The 23,526-nt window shown below is 55.6% G+C and carries 19 protein-coding genes; 9 read left to right on the top strand and 10 right to left on the bottom strand.

Annotated elements, in window-relative coordinates; translation table 11 throughout:
* Nucleotides 1–121: 121 nt before the first annotated feature.
* Genes QJ48_RS12250 through QJ48_RS12240 form a run of 3 tightly spaced genes read right to left on the bottom strand, consistent with a single transcriptional unit; the run spans nt 122 to nt 2,517 of the window.
* Nucleotides 122–1,099 carry an electron transfer flavoprotein subunit alpha/FixB family protein gene (locus QJ48_RS12250; protein ID WP_054973878.1) on the bottom strand — a complete coding sequence of 326 codons (978 nt, stop codon included), beginning with the start codon at nt 1,097–1,099 and terminating at the stop codon, nt 122–124.
* 21 nt (nt 1,100–1,120) lie between these two features.
* The gene (locus QJ48_RS12245; protein ID WP_054973877.1) at nt 1,121–1,888 is read right to left on the bottom strand and encodes an electron transfer flavoprotein subunit beta/FixA family protein; all 768 of its coding nucleotides are present in this window, start codon (nt 1,886–1,888) and stop codon (nt 1,121–1,123) included.
* A gap of 44 nt (nt 1,889–1,932) precedes the next feature.
* Nucleotides 1,933–2,517 carry a TetR/AcrR family transcriptional regulator gene (locus tag QJ48_RS12240; RefSeq protein ID WP_054973876.1) on the bottom strand — a complete coding sequence of 195 codons (585 nt, stop codon included), beginning with the start codon at nt 2,515–2,517 and terminating at the stop codon, nt 1,933–1,935.
* 193 nt (nt 2,518–2,710) lie between these two features.
* Here QJ48_RS12240 and QJ48_RS12235 point away from each other — a divergent pair, with 193 nt between their 5' ends.
* The 7 genes from QJ48_RS12235 to QJ48_RS12205 all read left to right on the top strand — a co-directional run bounded on the left by QJ48_RS12235 (nt 2,711) and on the right by QJ48_RS12205 (nt 13,144).
* Nucleotides 2,711–4,894: a (Fe-S)-binding protein gene (locus QJ48_RS12235; protein ID WP_193394432.1), complete on the top strand. Its 2,184-nt coding sequence runs from the start codon at nt 2,711–2,713 to the stop codon at nt 4,892–4,894.
* Nucleotides 4,895–5,062: 168 nt separating this feature from the next.
* Entirely contained in the window at nt 5,063–7,459 is a 2,397-nt protein-coding gene (locus QJ48_RS12230; protein WP_054973875.1) for a 3-hydroxyacyl-CoA dehydrogenase/enoyl-CoA hydratase family protein, read from the top strand.
* Between the two features lie 23 nt (nt 7,460–7,482).
* On the top strand, nt 7,483–8,667 hold the full coding sequence (locus QJ48_RS12225; RefSeq protein ID WP_054973874.1) for an acetyl-CoA C-acyltransferase: 1,185 nt from the start codon (nt 7,483–7,485) through the stop codon (nt 8,665–8,667).
* Between the two features lie 150 nt (nt 8,668–8,817).
* Complete coding sequence (locus QJ48_RS12220; RefSeq protein ID WP_054973873.1) at nt 8,818–10,599, top strand: acyl-CoA dehydrogenase family protein; 1,782 nt, start codon at nt 8,818–8,820, stop codon at nt 10,597–10,599.
* Between the two features lie 16 nt (nt 10,600–10,615).
* Nucleotides 10,616–12,313, top strand: coding sequence for an AMP-binding protein (locus tag QJ48_RS12215; RefSeq protein WP_054973872.1), 1,698 nt, complete (start codon nt 10,616–10,618; stop codon nt 12,311–12,313).
* A 33-nt stretch (nt 12,314–12,346) separates the two neighbouring features.
* A complete protein-coding gene (locus tag QJ48_RS12210) occupies nt 12,347–12,772 on the top strand; it encodes a PaaI family thioesterase (RefSeq protein ID WP_054973871.1) in 426 nt (141 codons plus the stop codon).
* A gap of 51 nt (nt 12,773–12,823) precedes the next feature.
* On the top strand, nt 12,824–13,144 hold the full coding sequence (locus QJ48_RS12205) for an SCP2 sterol-binding domain-containing protein (protein WP_054973870.1): 321 nt from the start codon (nt 12,824–12,826) through the stop codon (nt 13,142–13,144).
* A gap of 62 nt (nt 13,145–13,206) precedes the next feature.
* On the opposite strand, the gene QJ48_RS12200 is transcribed toward QJ48_RS12205, so the two are convergent.
* The 7 genes from QJ48_RS12200 to QJ48_RS12165 form a co-directional block, all read right to left on the bottom strand.
* A complete protein-coding gene (locus QJ48_RS12200) occupies nt 13,207–15,126 on the bottom strand; it encodes an FtsX-like permease family protein (protein WP_054973869.1) in 1,920 nt (639 codons plus the stop codon).
* Nucleotides 15,101–15,871: an ABC transporter ATP-binding protein gene (locus tag QJ48_RS12195; RefSeq protein WP_054973868.1), complete on the bottom strand. Its 771-nt coding sequence runs from the start codon at nt 15,869–15,871 to the stop codon at nt 15,101–15,103. Before QJ48_RS12195 ends, QJ48_RS12200 begins: the two co-directional genes overlap by 26 nt.
* Before the next feature lie 20 nt (nt 15,872–15,891).
* Nucleotides 15,892–16,656: a hypothetical protein gene (locus tag QJ48_RS38070; protein WP_054973867.1), complete on the bottom strand. Its 765-nt coding sequence runs from the start codon at nt 16,654–16,656 to the stop codon at nt 15,892–15,894.
* A 17-nt stretch (nt 16,657–16,673) separates the two neighbouring features.
* A complete protein-coding gene (locus QJ48_RS12185) occupies nt 16,674–17,465 on the bottom strand; it encodes an ABC transporter permease (RefSeq protein ID WP_063858075.1) in 792 nt (263 codons plus the stop codon).
* A complete protein-coding gene (locus tag QJ48_RS12180; RefSeq protein WP_054973866.1) occupies nt 17,462–18,190 on the bottom strand; it encodes an ABC transporter ATP-binding protein in 729 nt (242 codons plus the stop codon). Before QJ48_RS12180 ends, QJ48_RS12185 begins: the two co-directional genes overlap by 4 nt.
* Before the next feature lie 510 nt (nt 18,191–18,700).
* The gene (locus QJ48_RS12170; protein ID WP_054973864.1) at nt 18,701–19,708 is read right to left on the bottom strand and encodes a HAMP domain-containing sensor histidine kinase; all 1,008 of its coding nucleotides are present in this window, start codon (nt 19,706–19,708) and stop codon (nt 18,701–18,703) included.
* The gene (locus QJ48_RS12165; RefSeq protein ID WP_054973863.1) at nt 19,705–20,412 is read right to left on the bottom strand and encodes a response regulator transcription factor; all 708 of its coding nucleotides are present in this window, start codon (nt 20,410–20,412) and stop codon (nt 19,705–19,707) included. The genes QJ48_RS12170 and QJ48_RS12165 overlap by 4 nt, the downstream gene beginning before the upstream one ends.
* A 170-nt stretch (nt 20,413–20,582) precedes the next feature.
* On the opposite strand from QJ48_RS12165, the gene QJ48_RS12160 reads away from it, so the two are divergent.
* Complete coding sequence (locus QJ48_RS12160) at nt 20,583–21,119, top strand: sigma-70 family RNA polymerase sigma factor (protein WP_054973862.1); 537 nt, start codon at nt 20,583–20,585, stop codon at nt 21,117–21,119.
* A complete protein-coding gene (locus QJ48_RS12155; RefSeq protein ID WP_054973861.1) occupies nt 21,116–23,503 on the top strand; it encodes a DUF4179 domain-containing protein in 2,388 nt (795 codons plus the stop codon). The genes QJ48_RS12160 and QJ48_RS12155 overlap by 4 nt, the downstream gene beginning before the upstream one ends.
* The last annotated feature ends 23 nt before the right edge of the window (nt 23,504–23,526 follow it).

Raw genomic sequence — 23,526 nt, 5'->3', positions numbered from 1 at the left:
TACGGGATATACCCCACCTCTATTTGTCTGAGATTTTCTACTTCCAGGTCCTCAAAGCCCGAAGCCCCTTGACCGTATTTTAGGTTAAGGGGCTTGCATTTTTTTGTAGAGGTATAGGTCTTTAAGCCAGCACTTTCTTGAACTCTTGAGTGAGCAGCGGGACGATGTCGAACAGATCGCCGACGATGCCGTAATCGGCGATTTTGAAGATCGGCGCTTCCGGGTCTTTATTGATCGCGATAATGACGCGCGATTGGCTCATCCCGGCCAAGTGCTGAATGGCGCCGCTGATGCCGCAGGCGATATAGACCTCCGGCGTCACGACTTTGCCGGTCTGTCCGATCTGCAGCGCGTAGTCGCAGTAGCCTGCGTCGCAGGCGCCGCGGGAGGCGCCGATGGCAGCGTTCAGCGCTTCGGCCAGCGGCTCGAGCGTGCGGAACCCGTCGGCGCTCTTCACGCCCCGGCCGCCGGATATAACGATTTTCGCTTCCGTCAGATCGACCTTTCCCGACGCTTTGTGCACGACGTCCTTCACGACGGAACGCAGGTCGGCAGCGGGGGAGAATGGAGTGGCTGCCACTTCCGCTTGCGAGCCGGAGACGGCCTCGGCGGCGGGCACGTTATTCGGCCGGATCGTGATCACCATCGGGCCTTGAGTAAACCGCTTCTTCTCGAACGCTTTGCCCGCGTAGAGCGGACGCGTAAAGGAAAGGCCGTCGCCCGCCTTCTCCAGCGCGATGACGTCGGAAATTTGTCCCGCCTGCAAGTGTGCGGCGATCTTGGGCGCCAGGTCGCGGCCGATGGCGGTGTGGCCGAACAGAACGGCGTGCGGATTCGCCGTGTCAAGAATGTCCGTCAATGCGGAGAAATACGTCTCCGGATTATAGTGAACGAGCTCCGCATGATCGACGGACACGACTTGGTCGACGCCGTAGCTCGACAGCTCCTGGGCAAACGCGGACAGTCCGTGGCCGAGGAGCGCCGCCACGATCCGGTCGCCGTCGTCTTTGACCAGCCGTGCCGCTTGAATTGTTTCGAAGGTAACTTGACGGAGCTTGCCGCCCCGGATTTCCGCGAAGATCACGTAGGTTTTGCTCATATCGATTTCCTCCCTTTGGCATTAAAGCGCTTTGGCTTCCGTACGAAGCAGATGAACGAGCTGCGCGACTTGCTGCTGCGGATCGCCCTTCAGCATTTGTCCCGCTTTGCGCTCCGGCGGGAGCGAAAGGGTGTTGCGCACCGTCTTCGGGGCGATATCCGCTTCGGCTAAGCCCAAGTCATCCAGCGTCAGCTGCTGGAACGGCTTTTTCTTCGCTTTCATGATGCCGGGCAAGGAAGGATAGCGGGGCTCGTTCAAGCCTTGCTGCGCCGTGAACAGGGCAGGCAGCGCGACCTCCAGCGTCTCGGTGTCCCCTTCGGCGTCGCGCTGCGCCGTCGCCCGGCCGCCGCTCAGCTCCAGCTTCACGATGGAGGACACGTGCGGGATGTTCAGCAGGTGGGCGACGCGGATCGCAACCTGTCCCGCGCCTTGATCGACGGAGAAATTGCCGCCGAGCACGAGATCGTACGATTGCTTCCCGAGGTAAGCGGCAAGCACTTTGGACACGGCGAACTCGTCGCCGGAGATGCGCTCGTCCGAGATCAGCACGGCTTCGTCCGCGCCCATTGCCAGCGCGGTCCGCAGCGCTTCGGCGCAGCGTTCCGGGCCGATTGAGACGACGACAATATTGCCGCCATGCTCTTCCTTCAGCCGGATCGCTTCCTCTACGGCATATTCGTCGTACGGATTGATGACGAATTTCGCCCCATCCTCGGATACTTCGCCGTCACGGATGACGATTTTCTCCTCCGTGTCGAACGTTTGCTTCATCAGTACATAAATGTTCATAAGTCCAATGCTCCTCCCATACAAAATAAAGACAATATAACGTATTAAGCCTTCAACCCTTGTATGAAAAACTCTACGGTTTTTTCGACCTGCGCCGCGAGCGAATATTTGCGGCCGGCGATCAACCATGAAGTGACTACCTCGTCCATGGAGCCGAATACGAGCAGGCGCGTCAGCTTGACGTCCAGGTTGGGCCGGAAGATGCCTTCTTCAATACCTTGGCGCAGCACCTTTTCGATCAGCTCGATATACGTCTTGACGACAAGGCCGATTTCCTTGCGCAGCTCCAGCGAGCTTTGACGCAGCTCGATTTGGGTGACGAACGCCAGATCGATGTTTTGCTCCAGCATCGTGTAGTGGATCTCGCAAATTTTGCGCAGCGCTTCGTCCGCGGAGTCCGTCTCGTTGATGCTGCTGTGAAATTGACCGACCAAGTCGCCCAATTTTTTTTGGAAGAGAGAAATAAGAATGTCTTCCTTGTTTTTAAAATATAAATAAATCGTTCCGTCTGCTACACCGGCTTCCTTGGCAATCCGGGAAACCTGCGCGTTGTGATAGCCGTTTTCGGCGATGACTTTCAGCGCCGCATCCAGTATCAAATTGTACTTCTCCATTTTTTTGCTTGCCATCCAATCACCACCATGTTATTATTCAGTCAGAAACTGAATGAGCATTCATTCATTTCAATTTCATCTTATGGGAAACGCTGCTACTTGTCAATGTGTTTTGCTCATAAGATTTTTATGGGGGCCTAATGTTATCGCTTTCAAACAAGCATGCCACAGCTTGGACCTAATCGGACGGAAAGGATGGATGTAACAAATGATGTGGCTCATCGTGAATCTGCTCGCCTTTCTTGCTGTAACAGCATACGCAATTCGCCTGTTTTGGAAAGCCGTGTCTCACCGGTACGCGTATATGAAGCTCGGACAGCCCGTAGATTTCCGGCAGCAGGGCAAGGAGCGGCTGGGCGAGTTTATGGCCGAGATATTCGGCCAGAAGAAGCTGCTGAAGGACAAAAAAAGCGGAATCATGCACGTCGTTATTTTTTACGGCTTCATCATCCTGCAGTTCGGCGCTCTGGATCTGATCGTGAAGGGGCTGCGGGGAGGAGAGAGCGTATCGTTCCCCGGGTACGCCGTCTTCGGTCTGCTGCAGGAAATTACGGTATTCTCGATCCTCGTGGCGATGGGGTATGCGGTCTACCGCCGCTATGTGGAGAACCTGCCCCGCCTGAAAAAGGGCTGGAAGCCGAGCATCGTCGTCTTCTTTATTTTCGGCTTGATGCTGTCCGTGCTGCTCTCGCTCGCCTTCGAGCGGCTGTGGCTTGGCTCGCATACGAGCGCAGCCTACGCTCCGATCTCCTCCGCGATTGCGGTGGCGTTCGAAGGCATCTCCGGCCAGACGGCAGCGGTGCTGTTCTATGTATGCTGGTGGCTTCACCTGCTGATCCTGCTTGCATTTCTCGTGTACGTGCCGCAATCGAAGCATTTTCATATTTTGACCGCGCCTATCAATATATGGTTCCGCCGCAAGGAACCGGTAGGACGACTGAAAAAGCTGGATCTGGAAGACGAAGAAGCCGAGTCGTTCGGCGTCGGCAAGATCGAGGATTTTACGCAAAAGCAGATGCTCGATTTCTACGCCTGCGTCGAGTGCGGACGCTGCACGAGCGTATGCCCGGCCTCGAACACCGGCAAGACGCTTTCGCCGATGCACCTGATCGTCAAGCTGCGCGATCATCTGACGGAAAAAGGCACCGCGGTGACGTCCAAGTCCCCATGGGTGCCGGAGTACGCGTTCTCCGCTGCGGGCGCCCATTCAATGGAGGCGTCGGCCGAGCCGGGCGTCCGGTGGGAGACCGAAGGGATCACCGATATTCGTCCAACGCTGGCATGGCAGCAGAACGCATGGAAGGTGCGGGAGAAGCCCGCGGAGGAAGCCGAGCTGATCGGCGATGTGATGACCGAGGACGAGATCTGGTCCTGTACGACGTGCCGCAACTGCGAAGACCAATGTCCGGTCGGCAACGAGCACGTGGACAAAATTATCGATCTGCGCCGGCATCTTGTTTTGATGCAGGGCAGCATGCCGCATGAGGGCCAGCGCGCGATGCAAAATATCGAGCGGCAGGGCAATCCGTGGGGACTCAGCCGCAGCGACCGGGTGAAGTGGACCGGGGAAATCGACGGTATTGCGGTCCCGACGGTCAAGGAAAATCCGGATTTCGAGTACTTGTTCTTCGTCGGCTCGATGGGCTCCTACGATCTGCGCAGCCGCAAAGTATCGCGGGCGTTTGTCCGGCTGCTTCATGAGGCCGGCGTCAGCTTCGCGATTCTCGGCAACGAGGAGAAAAATTCCGGCGACACGCCGCGCAGGCTTGGCAACGAAATGCTGTTCCAGCAATTGTGCGCGGAAAATATCGCCGTTTTCGAGAAATATGGCGTCAAAAAAATCGTCACCGCTTGTCCGCATACGTACAACACGCTCAAAAACGAATACCCGGACTTCGGGCTGGAGGGCGTGGAGGTGCTTCACCATACGGAGCTGCTGGACCGGCTCATCCGGTCGGGCAAGCTGAAGCCGCGCCATGCGGTGAACGAGCGGATCACGTATCACGATTCGTGTTACCTGGGCCGTTACAACAACGTTTACGAGCAGCCCCGCAACGTGCTGCGCGCGATCCCCGGCGTCGAGCTCGTCGAGATGGAGCGCACCCGCGAGAACGGGATGTGCTGCGGAGCGGGCGGCGGCATGATGTGGATGGAAGAAACGTCGGGCAAGCGCGTCAATCTGGCGCGGACCGAGCAGGCGCTCGAAACGAACCCGACGGTCATCAGCAGCGCGTGCCCGTACTGTCTGACGATGATGGAGGACGGCACGAAGATGGAGGAAGCGGAAGACCGCGTCAAGGCGAGAGATATCGCCGAAATACTGGAGCAATCCGTATTCGGCGAATCCCATATACAACCGGCGAACGATGCAATCGGTGTGGGCGGATCGTAAGACCGGCCTCCGCCGTCTCCGCAAGGCGAATGCTTGGCGGGGACGGCGGGCGCCGACAGGTTACGCAATGAGATTCGCCTGCCCGGCTGCAAGACGCCGCCGAATGCTTTACTCACACGTTTGGTTAAGCAATTTATATCAAAAACGTATTGGGAGGTAAGCAATATCATGATGAGATCGATACGCAAAGCAGCCGTCATCGGGTCGGGTGTCATGGGCTCCGGCATTGCCGCCCATCTGGCGAACGCTGGAATTCCCTGCCTGTTGCTCGACATCGTTCCGAAGCAGCTGACGGAAGAGGAAGCGGCCAAAGGGCTCACCTTGGAGCATCCTGCCGTGCGCAGCCGTCTGGCTGTCCAGGCGATAGCCAAGCTGAAAAAGACGAAGCCTGCGCCGCTGTACGACGATACTTTTGCGGGGCGCATCACGCCGGGCAATCTGGAGGATCATTTGGCGCAAATTGCGGATGTCGACTGGGTCATTGAAGTTATCGTCGAAAATTTGGACGCCAAAAAACAGCTTCTTAGCAAGATAGAAGCGCACTGGAAAGAAGGCACCGTCGTCAGCTCGAATACGTCCGGCATTTCGATCAATGCCATGTCCGCCGATTGCGGCGAAGCGTTCAAGCGCCATTTTCTCGGTACGCACTTTTTCAATCCTCCGCGTTATATGAAGCTGCTCGAGGTGATTCCGGGCGAGCATACCGACCCGGCCATCGTCAGCGGCATGAAGCAGTTCTGCGAGAACCGCCTCGGTAAAGGCGTTGTCCTGGCTAAAGATACGCCGAACTTCATCGCCAACCGCATTGGCACGTACGGGCTGCTCGTCACCCTGCAGGAGATGCAGGAGAAGGGGTACCGCGTCGAAGAGGTGGACGCCGTGACGGGTCCGGCGCTTGGCCGCCCGAAAAGCGCGACGTTCCGCACGCTCGATCTCGTCGGACTCGACACGTTCGTGCATGTGGCGAATAACGTATACGAGAACGTCTCGGACGAAACCGAGAAGGCCGTGTTTGTCGAATCGCCCGTGCTGCGCGGGATGGTGGACAAAGGTTGGCTCGGCGAGAAGTCGGGACAAGGCTTTTATTTGAAGAAAAAAGGGCCGAACGGCACCGAGATTTTGTCGCTCGACTTCTCGACCATGGACTATGTGCCGCAGAAAAAAGCAGCCTCCGCTTCGCTGGAAGCGGCGAAGCTGGCGAAGGGCGCGCGGGAGAAGACGAAGGCGCTGCTCGGAGCGGGCGACCGTTACTCCGAGCTGGCGTGGAACATTTTGAAGAAGGTGCTCGTGTACTCGGCCGCCAAGCTCGGCGAAATTGCCGATTCGATCCGCGAAATCGACGAAGCGATGAAATGGGGCTTCGGCTGGGAGCTCGGTCCGTTCGAAACATGGGATGCGATCGGACTGGTCCGGTCGGTCGAGCGGATGGAAGCGGAAGGCACGGCCGTTCCCGGCTGGGTGAAGGAGTGGATCGCGCAGGGCAATACGTCATTCTACAAGAAGCAGGACGGCGCCACGTTCTACGTGCACGGCGGGCAATATAAGGAGCTGGAAGCGGCGCCGGAGGTCATCTCGCTGCGCAGCCTGAAGGAGCAAAACCGCGTCGTGAAATCCAACAGCGGCGCCAGCCTTATCGATATCGGCGACGGGGTCGCGTGCCTTGAATTCCATTCGCCGAACAACGCGATCGGCGCGGACATCCTGACGATGATCCAGCAAAGCCTGGACGAAGTGCGAAGCAATTACGACGGGCTCGTCATCGCCAACCAGGGGCGGAACTTCTGCGTGGGCGCGAATCTGATGATTTTGCTCATGGAGGCGCAGGACGAGGAATGGGACGAAATCGACAGCATCATCCGCCTGTTCCAGAACACGATGTACAAAGTCAAGCGGTTCGAAAAACCGGTCGTGGCGGCGCCGCACCGGATGGCGCTTGGCGGCGGCGTGGAAGCGTGCATGCCGGCGGATCAGATCGTCGCTGCGGCGGAGACGTACTTCGGCTTGGTGGAAGTCGGTGTCGGCTTGATTCCGGCCGGGGGCGGCTGCAAGGAGATGGCGCTTCGCGTAAGCCAGCATGCCGCGCATCCGGACGCCGATCTGCAGCCGTACTTGAACCAGGCGTTCGAGACGATCGGCACGGCGAAGGTATCGGCCAGCGGCAACGATGCGTTCAAGCTGGGGCTTTTCCAGCCGACGGACCGGATCGTCATCAATCAGGACCACTTGATTCACGAAGCGAAGCAGTCCGTTCTGCGCATGGTGCAAGGTGGCTACGAGCCGATTCGCGAAGAAAAAATCCGCGTCGCCGGAGCCGAAGGCAAAGCGGTCATGCAGCTCGGCGCTTATTCGATGCGGCAGAGCGGCTATATCAGCGATCATGATGTGAAGATTGCCAATAAGCTGGCGCACGTGCTGGCCGGAGGCGATGTGCCCGCAGGCTCGCTGGTGACGGAGCAGTACATGCTCGATCTGGAGCGCGAGGCGTTCCTGAGCTTGTGCGGCGAGCCGAAAACGCAGCAGCGCATGCAGCACATGCTGTCCAAAGGCAAAGCGCTGCGCAATTAATAATCCCGGGAGAGGTGAAACCCATGAGAGAAGCTGTAATCGTATCGGTCGCCCGCACCGCGGTCGGCAAAGCGAAAAAAGGCCGTTTGGCCCAAACGCGGGCGGAGGATATGGGCAAGGCCGTGCTCGAAGCCGCCGTGGAGCGGGCGCCCGGTCTGAAGAAAGAGGATGTCGAGGATATCATTATCGGCTGCGCGATGCCGGAAGGCGAGCAGGGGCTTAACTTTGCCCGCATCATGTCGCTCTATGCCGGTTTTCCGGTGACTGTGCCGGCGCTCACGATCAACCGTTTTTGCTCGTCCGGCCTGCAATCGATCGCCTTTGCGGCGGAACGGATTATGCTCGGTTCGTCCGACGTGATCGTTGCCGGCGGCGTCGAGAGCATGAGCCACGTGCCGATGACCGGATTCAAGCTTTCGCCGAATCCGAAGATCGTGGAACAAATGCCGGAGGTCTATATCGGCATGGGCCATACGGCCGAAAATGTCGCTGATCGGTTCGGCATTTCCCGTGAGGATCAGGACCGGTTCTCCGCGCGTTCCCACGAAAAAGCAGCGGCTGCAATCCGCGACGGGAAATTCCGCGACGAAATCGTTCCGCTGCAGACGCAATGGACGCAGGTGGACGACAGTGGGAAGGTCAAGAGCGAATCGTTCGCGTTCGATACCGACGAGGGCGTCCGCGCCGATACGACGGCCCAGGTGCTGGGCAAGCTGAAGCCGTCCTTCAAGCTGAACGGCACGGTGACGGCGGGCAACTCGTCGCAGATGAGCGACGGCGCAGCCGCAGCTGTGCTGATGAGCAAGGAGCGCGCGGAAGCGCTCGGCTTGAAGCCGCTCGCGACGTTCCGTTCGTTCGCATTAGCTGGGGTGGACCCGGAAATTATGGGCGTCGGGCCGGTGGAGGCGATTCCGAAGGCGCTCCGTATGGCCGGCCTTTCGATCGGCGATGTCGATTTGTTTGAAATCAACGAAGCCTTTGCGTCCCAATGCGTGCATATCATTCGCGAGCTTGGCTTGGACGAAGAGAAGGTCAATGTGAACGGCGGCGCGATCGCGCTCGGTCATCCGCTTGGATGCACGGGCACGAAGCTGACTACGACGCTGATTCACGAGCTGCGCCGTAGAGGCGGCGGCATCGGTGTCGTCTCGATGTGCATCGGCGGCGGCATGGGCGCGGCCGGTGTGTTTGAGGTTCATGCGGGCTAAAACCAAGTGAAAAAAGGTCCCCGCAAAGTACTTGGGAGGACTTCTTCGAATGGACTCCACTTTGCGGGGCGGAGCATCGATCGGAAGAATGATCCGCTCGCGCAGCATTCTTTTTCACCCTATCCAAATAAACGAAGGAGAGAATCGGACATGAGCAAAATGATGAGCAAAGTGGTCGGCGGAAGCTTTATTATCGAAGATATCGATTTTACCCGGGTCGTGACCCCGGAGGACTTTACGGAAGAGCATCGCATGATCGCGCAGACGACGGAAGACTTCGTCGCCGGTGACATCGCCCCTCACGACGAGGAGATCGAGAAGCTCGATTACGAGCTGTCCGTGAAAATGCTGCGCAAGGCCGGGGAGCTCGGCCTGCTCGGCGCGGATGTGCCGGAAGCTTACGGCGGGCTCGGCCTTGACAAGGTCAGCTCGACGCTGATCAACGAACGGCTGACCAAGGCTTCCGCCTTCGCGCTGACCGTGGGCGCGCACGTCGGAATCGGCACGCTGCCGATCGTGTATTTCGGCACCGAAGCGCAGAAGAAAAAATATTTGCCGCAGCTTGCGACCGGCGAGAAAGTCGCCGCCTACTGCCTGACGGAGCCTTCCTCCGGCTCCGACGCGCTGGGCGCGAAAGCGACGGCGGTCTTGTCCGAAGACGGCAGCCATTATATTCTTAACGGTACGAAGCAGTTTATTACGAACGCCGGCTTTGCCGACGTGTTCATCGTGTACGCAAAAGTAAACGGAACCGACTTCAGCACGTTCATCGTCGAACGGACGATGGAAGGCGTGAGCATCGGACCGGAAGAGAAGAAAATGGGCATCAAAGGCTCGTCCACATGCCCGCTCATTCTGGAAGACGTGAAGGTGCCGGTGGAAAACCTGCTGTGGGAGGTTGGCAAGGGCCACTTGATCGCCTTCAACATCCTGAACATCGGCCGCTTCAAGCTTGCCGCAGGCTGCGTCGGCGCCGCCAAGGATGCGATTGAGCTTTCGGCCAAATACGCCAACGAGCGGACGCAGTTCGGGCGCAAAATTTCGTCCTTCCCGCTCATCGGAGCCAAGCTGGCCGACATGAACACCCGCACGTACGTGCTGGAAAGCATGGTGTACCGGAACGCAGGCTTGTTCGACGAAGGCTTGAGCGAAGTCGATCATGGCAGCGCAAACGTCGGGCAGCAATCGGCCAAAGCGATCGCCGAGTATGCACTGGAATGCTCGATCAACAAAGTGTTCGGCTCCGAGACGCTGGACTTCGTGGCCGACGAGGGCGTGCAAATTCACGGCGGCTACGGGTTTACCCAGGAATACCGGATTGAGCGCATTTACCGGGATTCCCGCATTAACCGCATTTTCGAAGGCACGAACGAAATCAACCGGCTTCTGATCCCCGGAACGCTGATCAAGCGCGCCATGAAGGGGGAGCTGCCTTTGATGCAAAAAGCGATGGGACTGCAGTCCGAACTGCTGTCGCTGGTGCCGGGGCAGACGTTCGAAGGGACACTGGAGCAGGAGAACCATTTGCTGGCCATGGCGAAAAAAATATTTCTTATGGTCGGTGCGCAAGCGGTGCAAAAATATCAGACGAAGCTGGACCAGGAGCAGGAAATTTTGAGCCACCTGGGCGATATCATGATTTCCGTCTTCGCGATGGAAAGCGCGCTGCTGCGCACGAAGAAGCTGATCGCCGCAGGCGGCGAAGGCAAAGCGCTGAACGCCATCGACATGACGACCGTCTTCGTGCACGAATCGTTCGCACGAATTGAGGAATGGGCGAAAGAAGCGCTGGCTGCGATGGAATCCGGCGACATGCTGCGCACCCAATTGTCCGTCCTGAAAAAACTGACCCGCAAAACCCCGATCAATGCGATCGAAATCAAGCGTGAAATCGCTTCTCGCGTCATCGAAGCCGAAAAATACGTAGTTTAAGCTTGAAACCTGACAAATGGGGTGGTCGAACTTGTCCGACAAGCCATGGTTAAGACATTATCCTGTCGAAGTGCCATCGACCTGCGAATACCCGAAGCAAAACTTAGCGCATTTTTTGGTACAAACGGCTTCGGACTATCCGAACCAAACGGCCTTATACTTTTTAGGCAAAAAAATAACGTATCGTCAATTGCTTCAATCCGCTTACCGCTTTGCGAACGCCCTTGCGAATCTGGGCGTTCGCAGGGGGGACCGGGTCGCGGTGATGCTGCCCAATTGTCCGCAGGCGGTGATCGCCTATTACGGAACGATGCTCATGGGCGGCATCGTCGTCATGACCAATCCGATGTATATGCCGCGGGAGCTGGAGTACCAGATGAAGGACTCCGGCGCCCATGTGATCGTCACGCTCGATCTGCTATACGAGCGCGTCGCGAAGGTGGTCCCGCTGACCGGGATCAAGCATGTGATCGTTACTTCCATCAAAGACTATCTTCCTTTTCCCAAGAACGTGCTTTATCCGTTAAAGGCCAAAAAAGACAACCTGAAACGCGACGTTGTCTACGGAAACGGCGTCGTTGCGTTTATGGAGCTGTTGGAGCAGGCGACGGCGACGCCGCACGAGGCGAAGGTCGATGCCGACCGCGATCTGGCGCTGCTTCAATATACAGGCGGCACGACCGGCATTCCGAAGGGCGTCATGCTGACGCACACGAATCTGATCGCCAATACAATTCAAAGCAGGCTTTGGTCGTACCGCTCGCAAATTGCGAAAGAAACGTATTTGGCGGTCCTTCCCTTTTTTCATGTGTTCGGGATGACGGTACTGCTGAATCAAGCCGTGTATACGGCGGGTACTTTGATTTTGATTCCCCGTTACGAGGTGAATCAAGTGCTGCAAACGATCGATAAGCTGAAACCGACCGTTTTTCCCGGCGCGCCGACGATGTATATTTCGCTCATCCACCATCAGAACATCAAGCGCTTCGACTTGTCGTCCATCCGGTTCTGTATTAGCGGCTCGGCTTCTTTGCCGTTGGAAGTGCAGGAATCGTTCGAATCGATTACGGGCGGCAAGCTGATCGAAGGGTACGGCTTGACCGAAGCGTCTCCCGTGACGCATGCCAACAACATTTGGGAGAAGCGCAAGCTGGGCTCCATCGGAGTTCCGTTCCCCGATACGGATGCCCGGATCGTGAACCCGGAGACGGGCGAGGAAATGCGGGTCGGCGAAATCGGAGAGCTGACGGTCCGCGGCCCGCAAGTCATGAAGGGCTATTGGAACAAGCCGGAGGAAACTGCGAAAATATTGAAGGACGGCTGGTTATATACGGGAGATTTGGCCCGAATGGACGAGGAAGGGTATTTTTACATTTTGGACCGGCGCAAGGACATGATTATTGCGAGCGGTTACAATATTTATCCGCGCGAGGTCGAAGAAGTATTGTACGAGCATCCCGATGTCGAGGAGGCCGTCGTCGCAGGAATCATCGACACCTACCGCGGAGAAACGGTCAAGGCGTATATCGTGCTGAAGCCTGAGGCGAAGGGCGATGCCGATGCGTTCAAGGCTTGGTGCAAGGAACGGCTCGCGGCATACAAGGTGCCGAAGCAGTACGAGTTCCGGGACAGCTTGCCGAAAACGATGGTCGGGAAAGTGCTTCGCCACAAGCTGGCGGAGGAAGAAGCGGAGAAGCTCAAGAAAAACGGCTAGGACGCTTACATTTTATTTCCGGGAGGGCCTGGTATGGACAATCAAGCATCGGCATTTATCAAACGCCTGGAACAAGCGGCACGCGGATCGTTCTGGGAACATATCGGAGCCCGGATCGATACGTTCGCTTCGGATCGGGCGGCCGTATCGCTGAGCATCCAGCCGCATCATCATAATCTGATCGGCATCGTGCACGGCGGCGTCCACGCTACGCTGCTCGACTCCGTCATGGGGCTTGTCGCCATGGCTGCGAAGCCGAACGAGAACGTCGTCACGACGAACCTGAATCTTCATTATATGGCCCCGATCGCCAAGGGGGAGATGAAAGTCACCGCCGAGATCATACACAGCTCTGGGCGCATGATCACCGCGCAAGGGCATGTGTATAACGAAGAAGGGCAGCTCTGCGCCTTCGGCACCGGGACGTTCCGCATCGTCGAATGGCGGGGGACTGAATAAACCGGAGTGGCAGGGTGTTATCATTTAGGAGGAAGGAGGGAAGGACGGCAAATGACGGTCAAGGAAAGCTTACAGGAGATGGTTGAGCGGATGCAGGCGAATCCGGAGCCGATCCGGCCGCTTCATTACGTATATCAGTTCGATCTGGACGAAAACGAGCCGTTTCAGGTCCGCTTCGATTCCGGCACCGTCGAAGTGCTGGAAGGAACGCCCCATCCGGCCGATTGCACGCTGAAGCTGTCGGCGTCCAATTTCGTTAAGCTGCTTCGCAACGATTTGAACACGACGATGGCGTTTATGCTCGGCTCGCTCAAAGTGGACGGGCGTGTCGGCTTGGCTTTGAAGCTTCAGGAAATTTTGAAGGCGTATTGAATCGGCTGCCGCCCCCGGCATTTTTCCGGGAGGCGGCTTTTCGTTCATTCGTCCGGCATTCGTCAAACCATGGTTCTTTTCAAGCGGTGTAAATAGCGGGAGCGGACCAGGAAAAAATATACGGTCTGGGCGCCCAGAAACGCTGCCGAGACGATGAGAACGGGCTTGTATACGGAATAAACGTACATTGTGCCGAGAACGGGCCGCATCACGATCAGCGTCTGCACGGTGGAGATCGCGATAGGAATAAAGAACAGCAAGCCGATCTGCAGCGTGGCCGATGTTCGCATCTCCGAAGCGCTCAGTCCAATCTTGGAGAGCGCATGATACATTCTGCTGTCCGAAGCAAGCTCGGTATGCAGCTTGAAATACAGAAAGCTGGCGGACGATACGGAAAACAGGAACGCGATGAAAATCCCGATGAAGCTGAATAAGGCTGCCGCCTGCTTTAAGTTTAAATAGCTCCAGATCCGGATGGAAAAAGAGTTTGAGCTTCCATGCGGCTCACGGTTTTCTTGCAGCCGTTTCTTCAGCTTGTCTCCGATGACGGCCTCGGGACTGTCCGGCCCGGGCGGAGGACCGTTATTCCACTCCGGCACATGATACACAAAAAGGACGCTGCTCTTGGCATCCCCCTGTATCGTGCGATACGAATTGTCATTTACGACCACAATACTTGCCCAGCTCATGAACGGTAAAGCTTCGCGTTCGAAAACTTTCGTAACGGACACCGTATGACCGGAATCGAGCGTGATTTTGTCCCCCGGTGTCATATGGCCGTGCGACGGTTGGGCCGGGCCGCTTATGAGGATGGCTTCGCCGTTATCCGGTGCCGCTTCCGGGAGATTCATCGCAGCCGCTAACCGGTTGAAGCGGCTTGCGGCGATGATTTCGACGGAAGGAACCGCGTCGTGAACCGTTCGCCGGTAAAGGTTCTCCACCTTAACAGACCGGTAAGACACTCCCTCCCCATCCAGCAGTTCGTTTATTGTCGCCAACTCTTGTTCCGTATGCCGCTCGTCGAAGCTGTAGTATTCGATGGCAAAAGGATTGTTTTCGTATTCCTTCCGATTCGTTTCGTCAACGGCCAGCACAAAGCTTGCGCTCATACTGGCGATGGAGGTGACTACCGTGACGAGAAACAAAATCCGCGCGTTATCTTTCATTTTATACGCCAATTCCGATACCCAGAGCAGGTTCGACCCTCGCCATAAAGCCTTGCGGCTTCGCTTCAACAGACGGATGACGAGCACCGAAAGCTGGGAATAAAAAAAGTAGGTGGCTGCGATCCCTGTCGCCGCTGCAAGGAGGACGAGCTTGGGAGACAGCTTTCCCGCATAAAGCGCCAGGAAGCCGACGGCAAGCAGCATCCCCCCAATGACCGTGAGGAAGAGCGAGCTTCTCGGCTCTTTTTTCGGCCGATAGCTGCCTTGCAGCAGCTCCGCGACGTTTCTTTTGCGGATGAAAAATAAAGTAAACAGCGAGATGCCCGCGAACAGCAGCGAAAAGGAAACGGCGGTCAGCCATATCGCACCTGCCGGCCAATAAAAAGGAAGCTCCCGGATCTCCATCATCCGGGTGCCGCACAGCAGGAACAGCTTGGACAGAAGTAGTCCCCCGGCGATCCCGGTGACGATGGAGCCGGCGCCGATCAGCATGTTTTCCATAAAGACGAGCCGGTTAATTTGGCTTGATGTAGCGCCCAACAGAAGCAACAGTCCGAATTCCCGCTGGCGGGATTTCAAAAACATGCCGATCGAATACAGCACGAAGAAGATGGCGAATACGAAGATGACACCCTCGGAAGTCTGCAGAACTGCGCGCTTGAGCGGTCCCATCGGAATCTGCCCGATTTCGGGATGGTACACGAAGACGGCGAACGAGAAAAATATCATCACCATAAAGGTGCTGCTTAGAAAATAAGCGAAGTAAGCCCGTGCGTTGCGCTTGACATTGTTAAACGCGAATTGAGGAAAGCTCATGCGTATGACCTCCCCAGAAGGACAACGTGTCGATGATCTTTTGAAAAAAAGTTTGCCGGCTGTCGCCCCGGTGGATTTCAGCTGCCAGCCGTCCGTCCTTAATAAAGACGATCCGGCTGCAATAGCTCGCGGCAAGCGGGTCGTGCGTCACAAGCATGATGGTGGTCCGCTCGTACCGGTTAATGCTTTCCAACGATTCCATGACGATGCGGGAGGCGTTGGAGTCGAGCGACCCCGTAGGCTCGTCGGCCAGCAGCAGCGCCGGAGACGTGACGATCGCCCGGGCAATGGCGGTGCGTTGGCGCTGACCGCCCGAAATTTCATAGGGGCGTTTGTTCAGAAATTCGCTAAGGTTCAGCCGGTCGGCGACCTGCTTCAGCCTGGCTTCCATCTCGGCGAGCGGCTTATTGTCGAGCGTCAAGGGCAGCACGATATTTTCCGCAATCGTCAGCGTATCGAGCAGGTTGAAATCTTGAAAGACGAATCCGAGCTGTCTTCGCCGGAATACCGCCAAATCGTCTTTCTTCATTTGATAAGGGTCTATGCCGTTTATCAGAACTGTTCCCGAGCTTGGCGTGTCTATGGTCGACACCATATGGAGCAGCGTTGTTTTCCCACTGCCCGATGGCCCCATAATGCCAACGAATTCTCCTTTTTCAATCGTCAGGTGAATATCGGTGAGGGCCTGTGTGGCGATATGCCCCGGGTATATTTTGTTCAGTCCGTTTACGTAAACCATGCTCATTTCATACGATCCCCTTGGCTTTAAACGATTTTTCTCTGCCAACGCAGAAGGCTGATTGCCGCAAAAGCAGTCATCGACCCGAGCAAATAAAACCAAAATTTCGGCGAACCGTCCGGACTGAGCGCCCTAACGATTGGGTAAAACGGATCGAAATAAATCGAGAGCTCATTGACCGCATAGATCATGGCTATCGAACCGACGAAGAGAACGATAAAGGCGACCAGCGGCCGGGGCACGAACTGGCATACCATGCTGCACATCAGAAGCTTCGCCAGACAGACGAGCGCAAACAGCAAGTAAAACGCCACGGTGTACCACAAGGCCTCCGCCGAGCCTACGGGCTCAGTCGCCCCGTATTTTATGAAAGTTTCGCTATGCGGAAAGAACAGGCGGGCACAAACGATCGAGATGAGGCAGGTAACTCCGACAAAGATCAGAACTGTCGAAGCAAGCGCCAGCAGCTTTGCAAGCCAGAGCTGAAAACGGCTGTAGGCCCGCAGCATGTAGAGCCGGTACGCTCCCGAAAAGATCTCGCCGCCCAAATGGTCCACGAACAGGATCGGGAAAATCGCCAGAACGAGCAGCAGCGAGATCCCTTCCATCGCGAACCACGGCGTATTTAAGTCATGCAGCAGTTCGCGCCCTCCGAAGCGGTAATCGCCCCATCCGCTGCTGTGAAGCATGCTCGTATTGAAGATCCATAGCAGCCAATAAATACCGCCCAGAACGAGCATCATTTTTCGTTTCCAGATTCGTTCCATTTCGCTTAGCCACAGTCCGAACATGCGACATCCTCCTTAGTTTACTGCATATAATCCTCTGCGACAAAGCGGCGATAAGCGATGCCGCTGCATACCACCGCATGCAATAGCAGTATGGTGGCAATGGCCCAAATTACGGACGCGTTCCCGGATAATGCTTCGTTTAATCCGGTGTGCTGCATGTAGGGAATCCATGCATAAGCGAGCAGATCGCGCACATAGGGCCATGCCGCAAACAACGAAGCGATTCTCAAATACAGGCCGTCAAACAAGAGCGATACCAAAATATACGTCATGCATACGCCCAGGGCAAACGTCACATTCCTGCTGTACATCGCGATAAAAGAGAAGAGGCAGCTAATTCCGGCCAGTGTGGCGTAAGCGAGCAGATAGTACACAAACGCGTAGCCGATCAAGGGCCAGAAACGGTCGGCTTCCTCTTGCGGAAAGCGAAGCATGCCGACCGCCGCCAAGGAGATTCCCAAAACGATCAGCAGAATCAGAATGGAGGCTTGGATGACGAACAGCTTGCTGAAAAAGATTTGCCCTCTGGAAAACCGGCGTAAAAACAGAAGGCGCAGCTGCCCGCTTCGAAACGGTTCCGTATAGACGGCAGCCGCAAGCGCAGCGACGGCAATATTGCACGGCAAAAATAGCATTTCGCGAAGCCCTTGAAAAAGAAATAAAACGGAAGATATGTCGCTGCCTAACGAGCTTACCCATAAAAAATAGCTCCCTTGCAAATACGCAAGGAAGGGAGCGGCGAGGACGACTAACCAGAGCCATCTTTGGCTCCACAATCGGGTAAATTCGCTGTGGATCAATCGCCTCATGAATACATCAGCTCCATAAAAGCGTCCTCCAACCGCTGCCCGTTCGCGACCAATTGCTCGGTCGGTCCCTTCCAAAGGACGGAGCCTTCCCGAATGATAATAAGCTCGTCACACATTTGCTGCAGCTCGTCAAGCAGATGACTCGATATGAAAAATGCATAATTCGCCGAATCGCGCAAGCGGACGATCAGGTCGCGCAGCTCCCGCATGCCCATAGGATCAAGACCGTTCGAGGGCTCGTCCAGCAGCAAAAGCTCCGGGCTGCCTAGCAAGGATTGGGCGATTCCGAGTCGCTGCTTCATCCCGAGCGAGTAGGCTTTTACCCGATCGTCGCCCCGGCCTGAAAGCCCTACCGTATGCAACAGCCGCTCGATATGCGGTTCTCTCTCCGCAGACGGTATGTCCGGATGCAGACGCGATAAATTGCGCAGCACTTGTCTGCCCGTCATATATTCGAAAAAGACCGGGGATTCGATAATCGCGCCGACTTTGGACAAGGCCTGCACGCGCCGGGTTTGCACATCGAACGAATCGATACGGATATGACCGCTTGTCGGCCGGATGAGACCTGTCATCATGCGCATCATCGTCGTTTTCCCGGCTCCGTTCGGCCCGATAAACCCGTATATTTTCCCTTTTTCGAGCGTGAAGGAGCACTCTGCGATTACATTGCGCCGACCTATTTTTTTGGTGATTCGATCCACTTCAAGAATGGGGCTGCCCATCGTCGGTTCCTCCTGACATGTTCTTATGTAATCCCTAATGTACAGGAGAAGGAGTTGCCCTGCTATGGATTTACCTTAACCGGAGCTTACATTTCGTTTAAGGTTGTGTTCGGTTGCAACACAAAGAAGCCATCCGCATAAGGAGCGCGAACGGCAGGGGGGCGAGCCTTTAGACTACTTTTTTAGACTTGTTCTCAAAAATCATTCTTAACGCAAATGTGGCAATTAGAATCATGATAATTACACTGGCCGGTATAATTCTTCCTTGGTCCATTTGTTGAAAAAACAGAGCGCCAATGAGAATGATACAAAATACAATGTAAGGGACATTCGAAGAAAATCGTTTACACACCCATCTGAGAGCCAGAATAGCTAAAATCGAACATCCAAGCAGCCATAACATGATAGCCGTTGCTGGGAGCACCACATGTTCGCCTCCTTACTTTGCATGAATCACTTGTAATATAATACCATATTTATGGAAAAACGTGAAACGATCAAGCTCAAATTTCACCCCGAACCTTTCACGCTACTTGGACGCGCCTCGAATCGGAGTCGCACCACTGTCCCCACCTCCGGCTCCGATTCCAATTCCACCCGATGTCCGAGCCGTTGGCACACCTCGCGAACAAGATACAAGCCCATTCCCGTGGACTCGTGATGCCGCCGTCCGCGTTCGCCCGTAAAATACGGATTGAATACGCGGTTCAAATCTTCTTTGACAATCCCGATGCCTTCATCGCGAATTTCCAGTATCGTTGTCGCTTCGCGCTCGTAAGCGCACACGAAGACACTTTTGCCGATTCCCTCGGTATAATTGGCAGCGTTGATGAAAAGCTGTCCCACCATGAACTGCAACCATTTGGAGTCGCTGTATACTGCCAGGCTTTCATCCAGTTGGATGCTAGGCGTAATTCCCTTGCGTATGAACAGCCGGCGATTTTCCGCCAGGGCTTGGTTGACGACTTGCCGCAGCGGCGTTCGTTCGACCATGAAATCCTGCTCGAAACGCTCAAGTCTGGACGTATAAATGACCATTTCCAGTCCTTTTCTAAGCCGTTCCAGTTCTTCCATGATGCTGTCCGCTGCCTCGTCGTCGAGCTCCTGCGCCGTAAGCTGGATGACGGATAACGGCGTCTTCATCTGATGCACCCAGCGGTGGATAAAGACAACGTGCTGCTCCAAGCCGCTGCGGTGGTGGTGCAGTTGCTCCTGGTAATATCGGTCGTACCGGCCCAGAAGCTCGCCGACAGCTTCGGGGAGCGGGGATTCTCCCATCGGCCGGAGTCCTTCGCTTTCCTTTGCGGACGGGTGACTGAGCTGTCGGTACAGCTCTCGATGGCTAGCATAGCGGTAGCCCAAATAGAGTGTCAGCACCGAGGCGCTGAGCAGCATCCCGTAAAGCACGATCGCAAAAGGGCGCTCCTCGCCCGTAAGCCAATACAGCAGAGGCACAAGCAGCATTTGAGCAAAATAAAACAGCAGCAGTGGAACATGTTCCTTCCAAAACAGCCTCATCCCGAGCCTCCGATTGCGGAGCCTAATCGGTATCCCGCCCCTCTGACCGTTTCCACCGCTTGACCCGCGCCCAACTCCTTCAGCTTTTTGCGCACCCGTGTGATGTAGACGTTCAACGTGTTGTCATCGATAAAATGGTGCTCCTCCCACATCAGATCGAGCAGCCGGTCTCTGCTGACGACGCGCCCCGCTTTGTTCATGAGCGCTTCCAGCAAAACCGCTTCTTTCTGCGTCAGCTCGGCTGCAGCCTCTCCGTGCATCACGACGAATCGCTCCGGATACAATACGAGCCCTTGTGCCTCAATCTTCCTTTCCCCTTGTCCCGCGGAATAAGAACCGTAGGCTCTTCTTAAATGGCTGCGGATTTTGGCCATGACCACTTCATAGTGAAAAGGCTTCGTAATATAGTCGTCCGCCCCGTTGTCCAGCGCCATGACCTGATCCATTTGGCTTTCCCGTGCGGAGATGAACAGAATGGGGCAGAGCGAGTGCGCGCGAATAAGCCGGCACCAATAATACCCGTCGTATTTGGGAAGGTTGACGTCGAGCAGCACCAGATGGGCGCCGGATGAGCGGAAGTTTGCCAGAACGTCGTCGAAGTTGTCGGTTTCCTTGGCTTCGAAGCCGTATTTCGTTATGTAAGAGCGAAGCAGCCCGGACAGCTTGGCGTCATCTTCGACAATCAGGATCGTGTACGTATTCATCGACCTCTTTTTCTCCATAAATTGGATGGTTTTAACCTATCATGTCCCGTGAAACAAGTCAACGAACCGTATAAAATACAGCGCTCCTAAAAAAAATTCACCTATCGAAAGCCAAATGCGTCTGTCCATGGTCTAATAGTATGAGAAGGCAAGGAGCCGGGGGTGACCGCATGGATATAGAAAAGCTAGTCAAGAAGGCGCAAAAGGGCAACGACAAAGCGTATTTGCAATTGTTCCAGCACTTTGAAGAGACGATTTACCGGACGGCGTATGTCCACGTCGGCAATAAGGAGGACGCGCTGGACGTTGTGCAAGAAACCGCCTATCTTTCGTTCAAATCGATCCAAAGCTTGAGAGAGCCGCAATATTTTAAGACATGGCTGATCAAAATTGCGATGAACTGTTCCATGAACGTGCTGCGCCAGCGGAACAAGATCATTCCGTTCGAAACGGAGGATGCGGAGCAATTGAGCGGGGGCCGGGACGACGGTGGCGATGAGGAGATTGCCCTTTCGCTGACGTTGAACGATTTGATCGAAAAGCTCGATACGAACGAGAAAAGCGTCATTATGCTGAAATATTACCAGGATTATACGATTCAATCGATTGCCGAGCTGTTGAATCTGCCGCTGGGCTCGACCAAGACGATCCTGTACCGAGGCTTGAACAAGCTCCGGCAACGTTTAACGAGAGGTGAGATTTCATGAGCAACAAAGTGACCGAAGAAATCGAATCCATCGAAATTCCCCAGGAGCTGCGCGAGCGGAGCAAGCTGGGGATCGAGCAGGCCCGGCGGGAGCTTGGACTTCGCAGTTGGCAAAGCAAGCTGGCCAAGACGGCGGCCATCGCTGCGGCAAGCGCCGGTCTGGTCGTCGCTTTGGGGGCAGCCACGTCTCCGACCTTCGCCTCGTATGTCAAATCGTTGTTTACTTTCTATAACGTGGACGAGGGCTTGAAGAAAGCGGCGGACGAAGGCTTCGCCGAGCCGGTAAACCGCGAGGTGACGGATCAGGGCATTACGCTCAAGGTCAAGGAAGTGGTGAACGACGTCTTCCGCCTGTCGATTGTGTACGGACTGGAAAAGGACGGGAAGCCGCTGGATACGGACCTGTTGTTCGAGAACTTTACGCCGACCGATCCCGAGCAAGACCCGTACGTGAACGAATATACGTTTACGGATGAGAACGGGAAGGAGTTAAATCTACTTCAGCAGTGGAAAAAAGTCGGGAACGACCTGATGCTTTACCTTTCGCTGGATGAAGTCGCACCCGGGAAAGAAGTGAAGTCCTTGGCGGATATTCCGAACAAGCTCTTCGTCGATTTCAATGTAACGCTAATTGGAGAGACGCCGGGGAAATGGCATCTGAACGTGCCGATCGATCTGGCGAAGGCAAAGGCGTCGTCCGCGGTCATCCCGCTGAACAAACGGTATGAGTCGCCATTCGGATTCAGTCTCGACTTCCTTCAGCTCCGCCACGGACCGAGCAAGTCGGAGATGCTTATTCAGGTCAATGAAACGCAGGAGTGGAAACGCTCGTATCAAGTCGACCCTTCCTTCCGTTACGAGATCAAGGACGGGCAAGGACGCGTGATTGCAGCGCAGGATTTTTTGCGGTGGCACGACCTCGCCATTGGGAGCAAAAACGCCCTTCCGCAATTTGCAAACGGGCAGGGCAGCAGCGGAAAAATGCGCTTTTGGCATCCTTTCCTGCCTTTCCGCGATGCCAAGGACTTGAAGCTTGAATTAACGACGGTGTACACGGAGGAGCGGATGGCTAAGGATTTCTCCGTCTCGTTCGATCCGAAGGAAGTCATGAAGCAGCCTCTGATAAAGGAAGCCGAAGGTAAAAAGCTCGCCTTTTCGGCGCGTATGAAAACGCAGGAAGCCGAGGAACGCTTGTCTGACGGCCGCGAAGTATTCCAAGGGAAAGGTTGGGTCATTGAAGCCGACCAGCAGCTTGGCGCGGATACGCTTGATTTGAAGTGGACCTTGAAAGACGGTCAAGGCCGCGAGATGATTCCCGGGCAACAGGTGGCATTGCTATCGCAGGACGAGAAGGGCAATTACCGCAACCGTACGCTGTTTTTCTTCCAGGACGTTGCTGCCGTTCCCGATCGCGTGACGATGACTTACAACCGGTATACGAAGGCCAATCCGGTAAGCTGGAGCATCCCACTCGAACCGTCGTCTGCTCCGGCGCTGCCGGAAGTGCCCAGGGCATTCGATATGACCGTAGAGGACTTGAACAAGCCCGAGATCGTAGCCAAAGCAGAGAAAGTCATGCGCGAACTGGTTACCGGCGAGCTTATCGAAATGTATGGGGTAACCGAGCTGAACGACCGGTGGTTCCTCCATTTGAAGGGGGAGGATGCCGGCATGGTCATCGTAGATAAAGCAACAGGCGAGCCGTTTATTCTTCGCCGCAATTATGCGTACGATAAGCTGGATGATGCGCTGAGGCATAAAGCGGAGCAGGCGATGCAGGAGCTGGACCCCGGACAGAACGGGTGGTTCGAACAAGGACAACGGCTCAAGACGAAGGATCAGAACGAATGGATCATTCGCGGCGAGCGTGCCGAAGTCGTTATCGATGCGGTTACGGGGGCCGTGACGAAAGCTGCCTTAAAATATTCACCCAAGGAGGTGAACGCGCAAATTAAAGCAGCCGCCGAGCAAGCGTACGCAGCGCTGTCGAACGGCAAGGAGATGCGGATAAGCAGCGTGGAGCGGGTAAAAACGCCGCTCAAAGACGTTTGGGAGCTCGCTGGTCCGGGAAGACGTTTCATTGCGGATATCGGAGCGGTAACCCATCAAGTGACGTCGGCCAGCCTAACCTATAAGGACGATGTATACGGCAACGAGGCAAAAGCCCGGACGCTCTTCGCGACCCCGTACTATACGGCGGAGAAAGCTCTGGAAGCCTTCGGTCCGCAGGTGAAGAAGCTGTTCGGACTCGATCTGGAGGGCTATCGGGCGAACGTTCAATGGAACGAGTACACGTTTACGAAGCAAGGGGCGGCGACCGTCAAAGCGAAGATCAATGCCAAAGGCGAGTTTTGGGAATACCGAATGGAATCCGAGCAAAGCTAGAGCGATTAAAGAGGAGGATTTTT

Source organism: Paenibacillus sp. A3, from assembly GCF_001399685.1.
In the GTDB taxonomy this organism is placed as follows: Bacteria; Bacillota; Bacilli; order Paenibacillales; family NBRC-103111; genus Paenibacillus_G.
Note: the sequence above shows the minus strand (reverse complement) of the source record. Positions and strands in the feature narration are given on the sequence as shown.

Bases quoted from the DNA above. Each gene is read 5' to 3' on its own strand.
- QJ48_RS12195 (WP_054973868.1), bottom strand. From the start codon at position 15,871: ATGAGCATGGTTTACGTAAACGGACTGAACAAAATATACCCGGGGCAT.
- QJ48_RS12170 (WP_054973864.1), bottom strand. From the start codon at position 19,708: ATGAGGCTGTTTTGGAAGGAACATGTTCCACTGCTGCTGTTTTATTTT.
- QJ48_RS12235 (WP_193394432.1), top strand. From the start codon at position 2,711: ATGATGTGGCTCATCGTGAATCTGCTCGCCTTTCTTGCTGTAACAGCA.
- QJ48_RS12220 (WP_054973873.1), top strand. From the start codon at position 8,818: ATGAGCAAAATGATGAGCAAAGTGGTCGGCGGAAGCTTTATTATCGAA.
- QJ48_RS12215 (WP_054973872.1), top strand. From the start codon at position 10,616: ATGGGGTGGTCGAACTTGTCCGACAAGCCATGGTTAAGACATTATCCT.
- QJ48_RS12250 (WP_054973878.1), bottom strand. From the start codon at position 1,099: ATGAGCAAAACCTACGTGATCTTCGCGGAAATCCGGGGCGGCAAGCTC.
- QJ48_RS12240 (WP_054973876.1), bottom strand. From the start codon at position 2,517: ATGGCAAGCAAAAAAATGGAGAAGTACAATTTGATACTGGATGCGGCG.
- QJ48_RS12210 (WP_054973871.1), top strand. From the start codon at position 12,347: ATGGACAATCAAGCATCGGCATTTATCAAACGCCTGGAACAAGCGGCA.
- QJ48_RS12230 (WP_054973875.1), top strand. From the start codon at position 5,063: ATGATGAGATCGATACGCAAAGCAGCCGTCATCGGGTCGGGTGTCATG.
- QJ48_RS12205 (WP_054973870.1), top strand. From the start codon at position 12,824: ATGACGGTCAAGGAAAGCTTACAGGAGATGGTTGAGCGGATGCAGGCG.
- QJ48_RS12160 (WP_054973862.1), top strand. From the start codon at position 20,583: ATGGATATAGAAAAGCTAGTCAAGAAGGCGCAAAAGGGCAACGACAAA.
- QJ48_RS38070 (WP_054973867.1), bottom strand. From the start codon at position 16,656: ATGTTCGGACTGTGGCTAAGCGAAATGGAACGAATCTGGAAACGAAAA.
- QJ48_RS12155 (WP_054973861.1), top strand. From the start codon at position 21,116: ATGAGCAACAAAGTGACCGAAGAAATCGAATCCATCGAAATTCCCCAG.
- QJ48_RS12200 (WP_054973869.1), bottom strand. From the start codon at position 15,126: ATGAGCTTTCCTCAATTCGCGTTTAACAATGTCAAGCGCAACGCACGG.
- QJ48_RS12185 (WP_063858075.1), bottom strand. From the start codon at position 17,465: ATGAGGCGATTGATCCACAGCGAATTTACCCGATTGTGGAGCCAAAGA.
- QJ48_RS12245 (WP_054973877.1), bottom strand. From the start codon at position 1,888: ATGAACATTTATGTACTGATGAAGCAAACGTTCGACACGGAGGAGAAA.
- QJ48_RS12165 (WP_054973863.1), bottom strand. From the start codon at position 20,412: ATGAATACGTACACGATCCTGATTGTCGAAGATGACGCCAAGCTGTCC.
- QJ48_RS12225 (WP_054973874.1), top strand. From the start codon at position 7,483: ATGAGAGAAGCTGTAATCGTATCGGTCGCCCGCACCGCGGTCGGCAAA.
- QJ48_RS12180 (WP_054973866.1), bottom strand. From the start codon at position 18,190: ATGGGCAGCCCCATTCTTGAAGTGGATCGAATCACCAAAAAAATAGGT.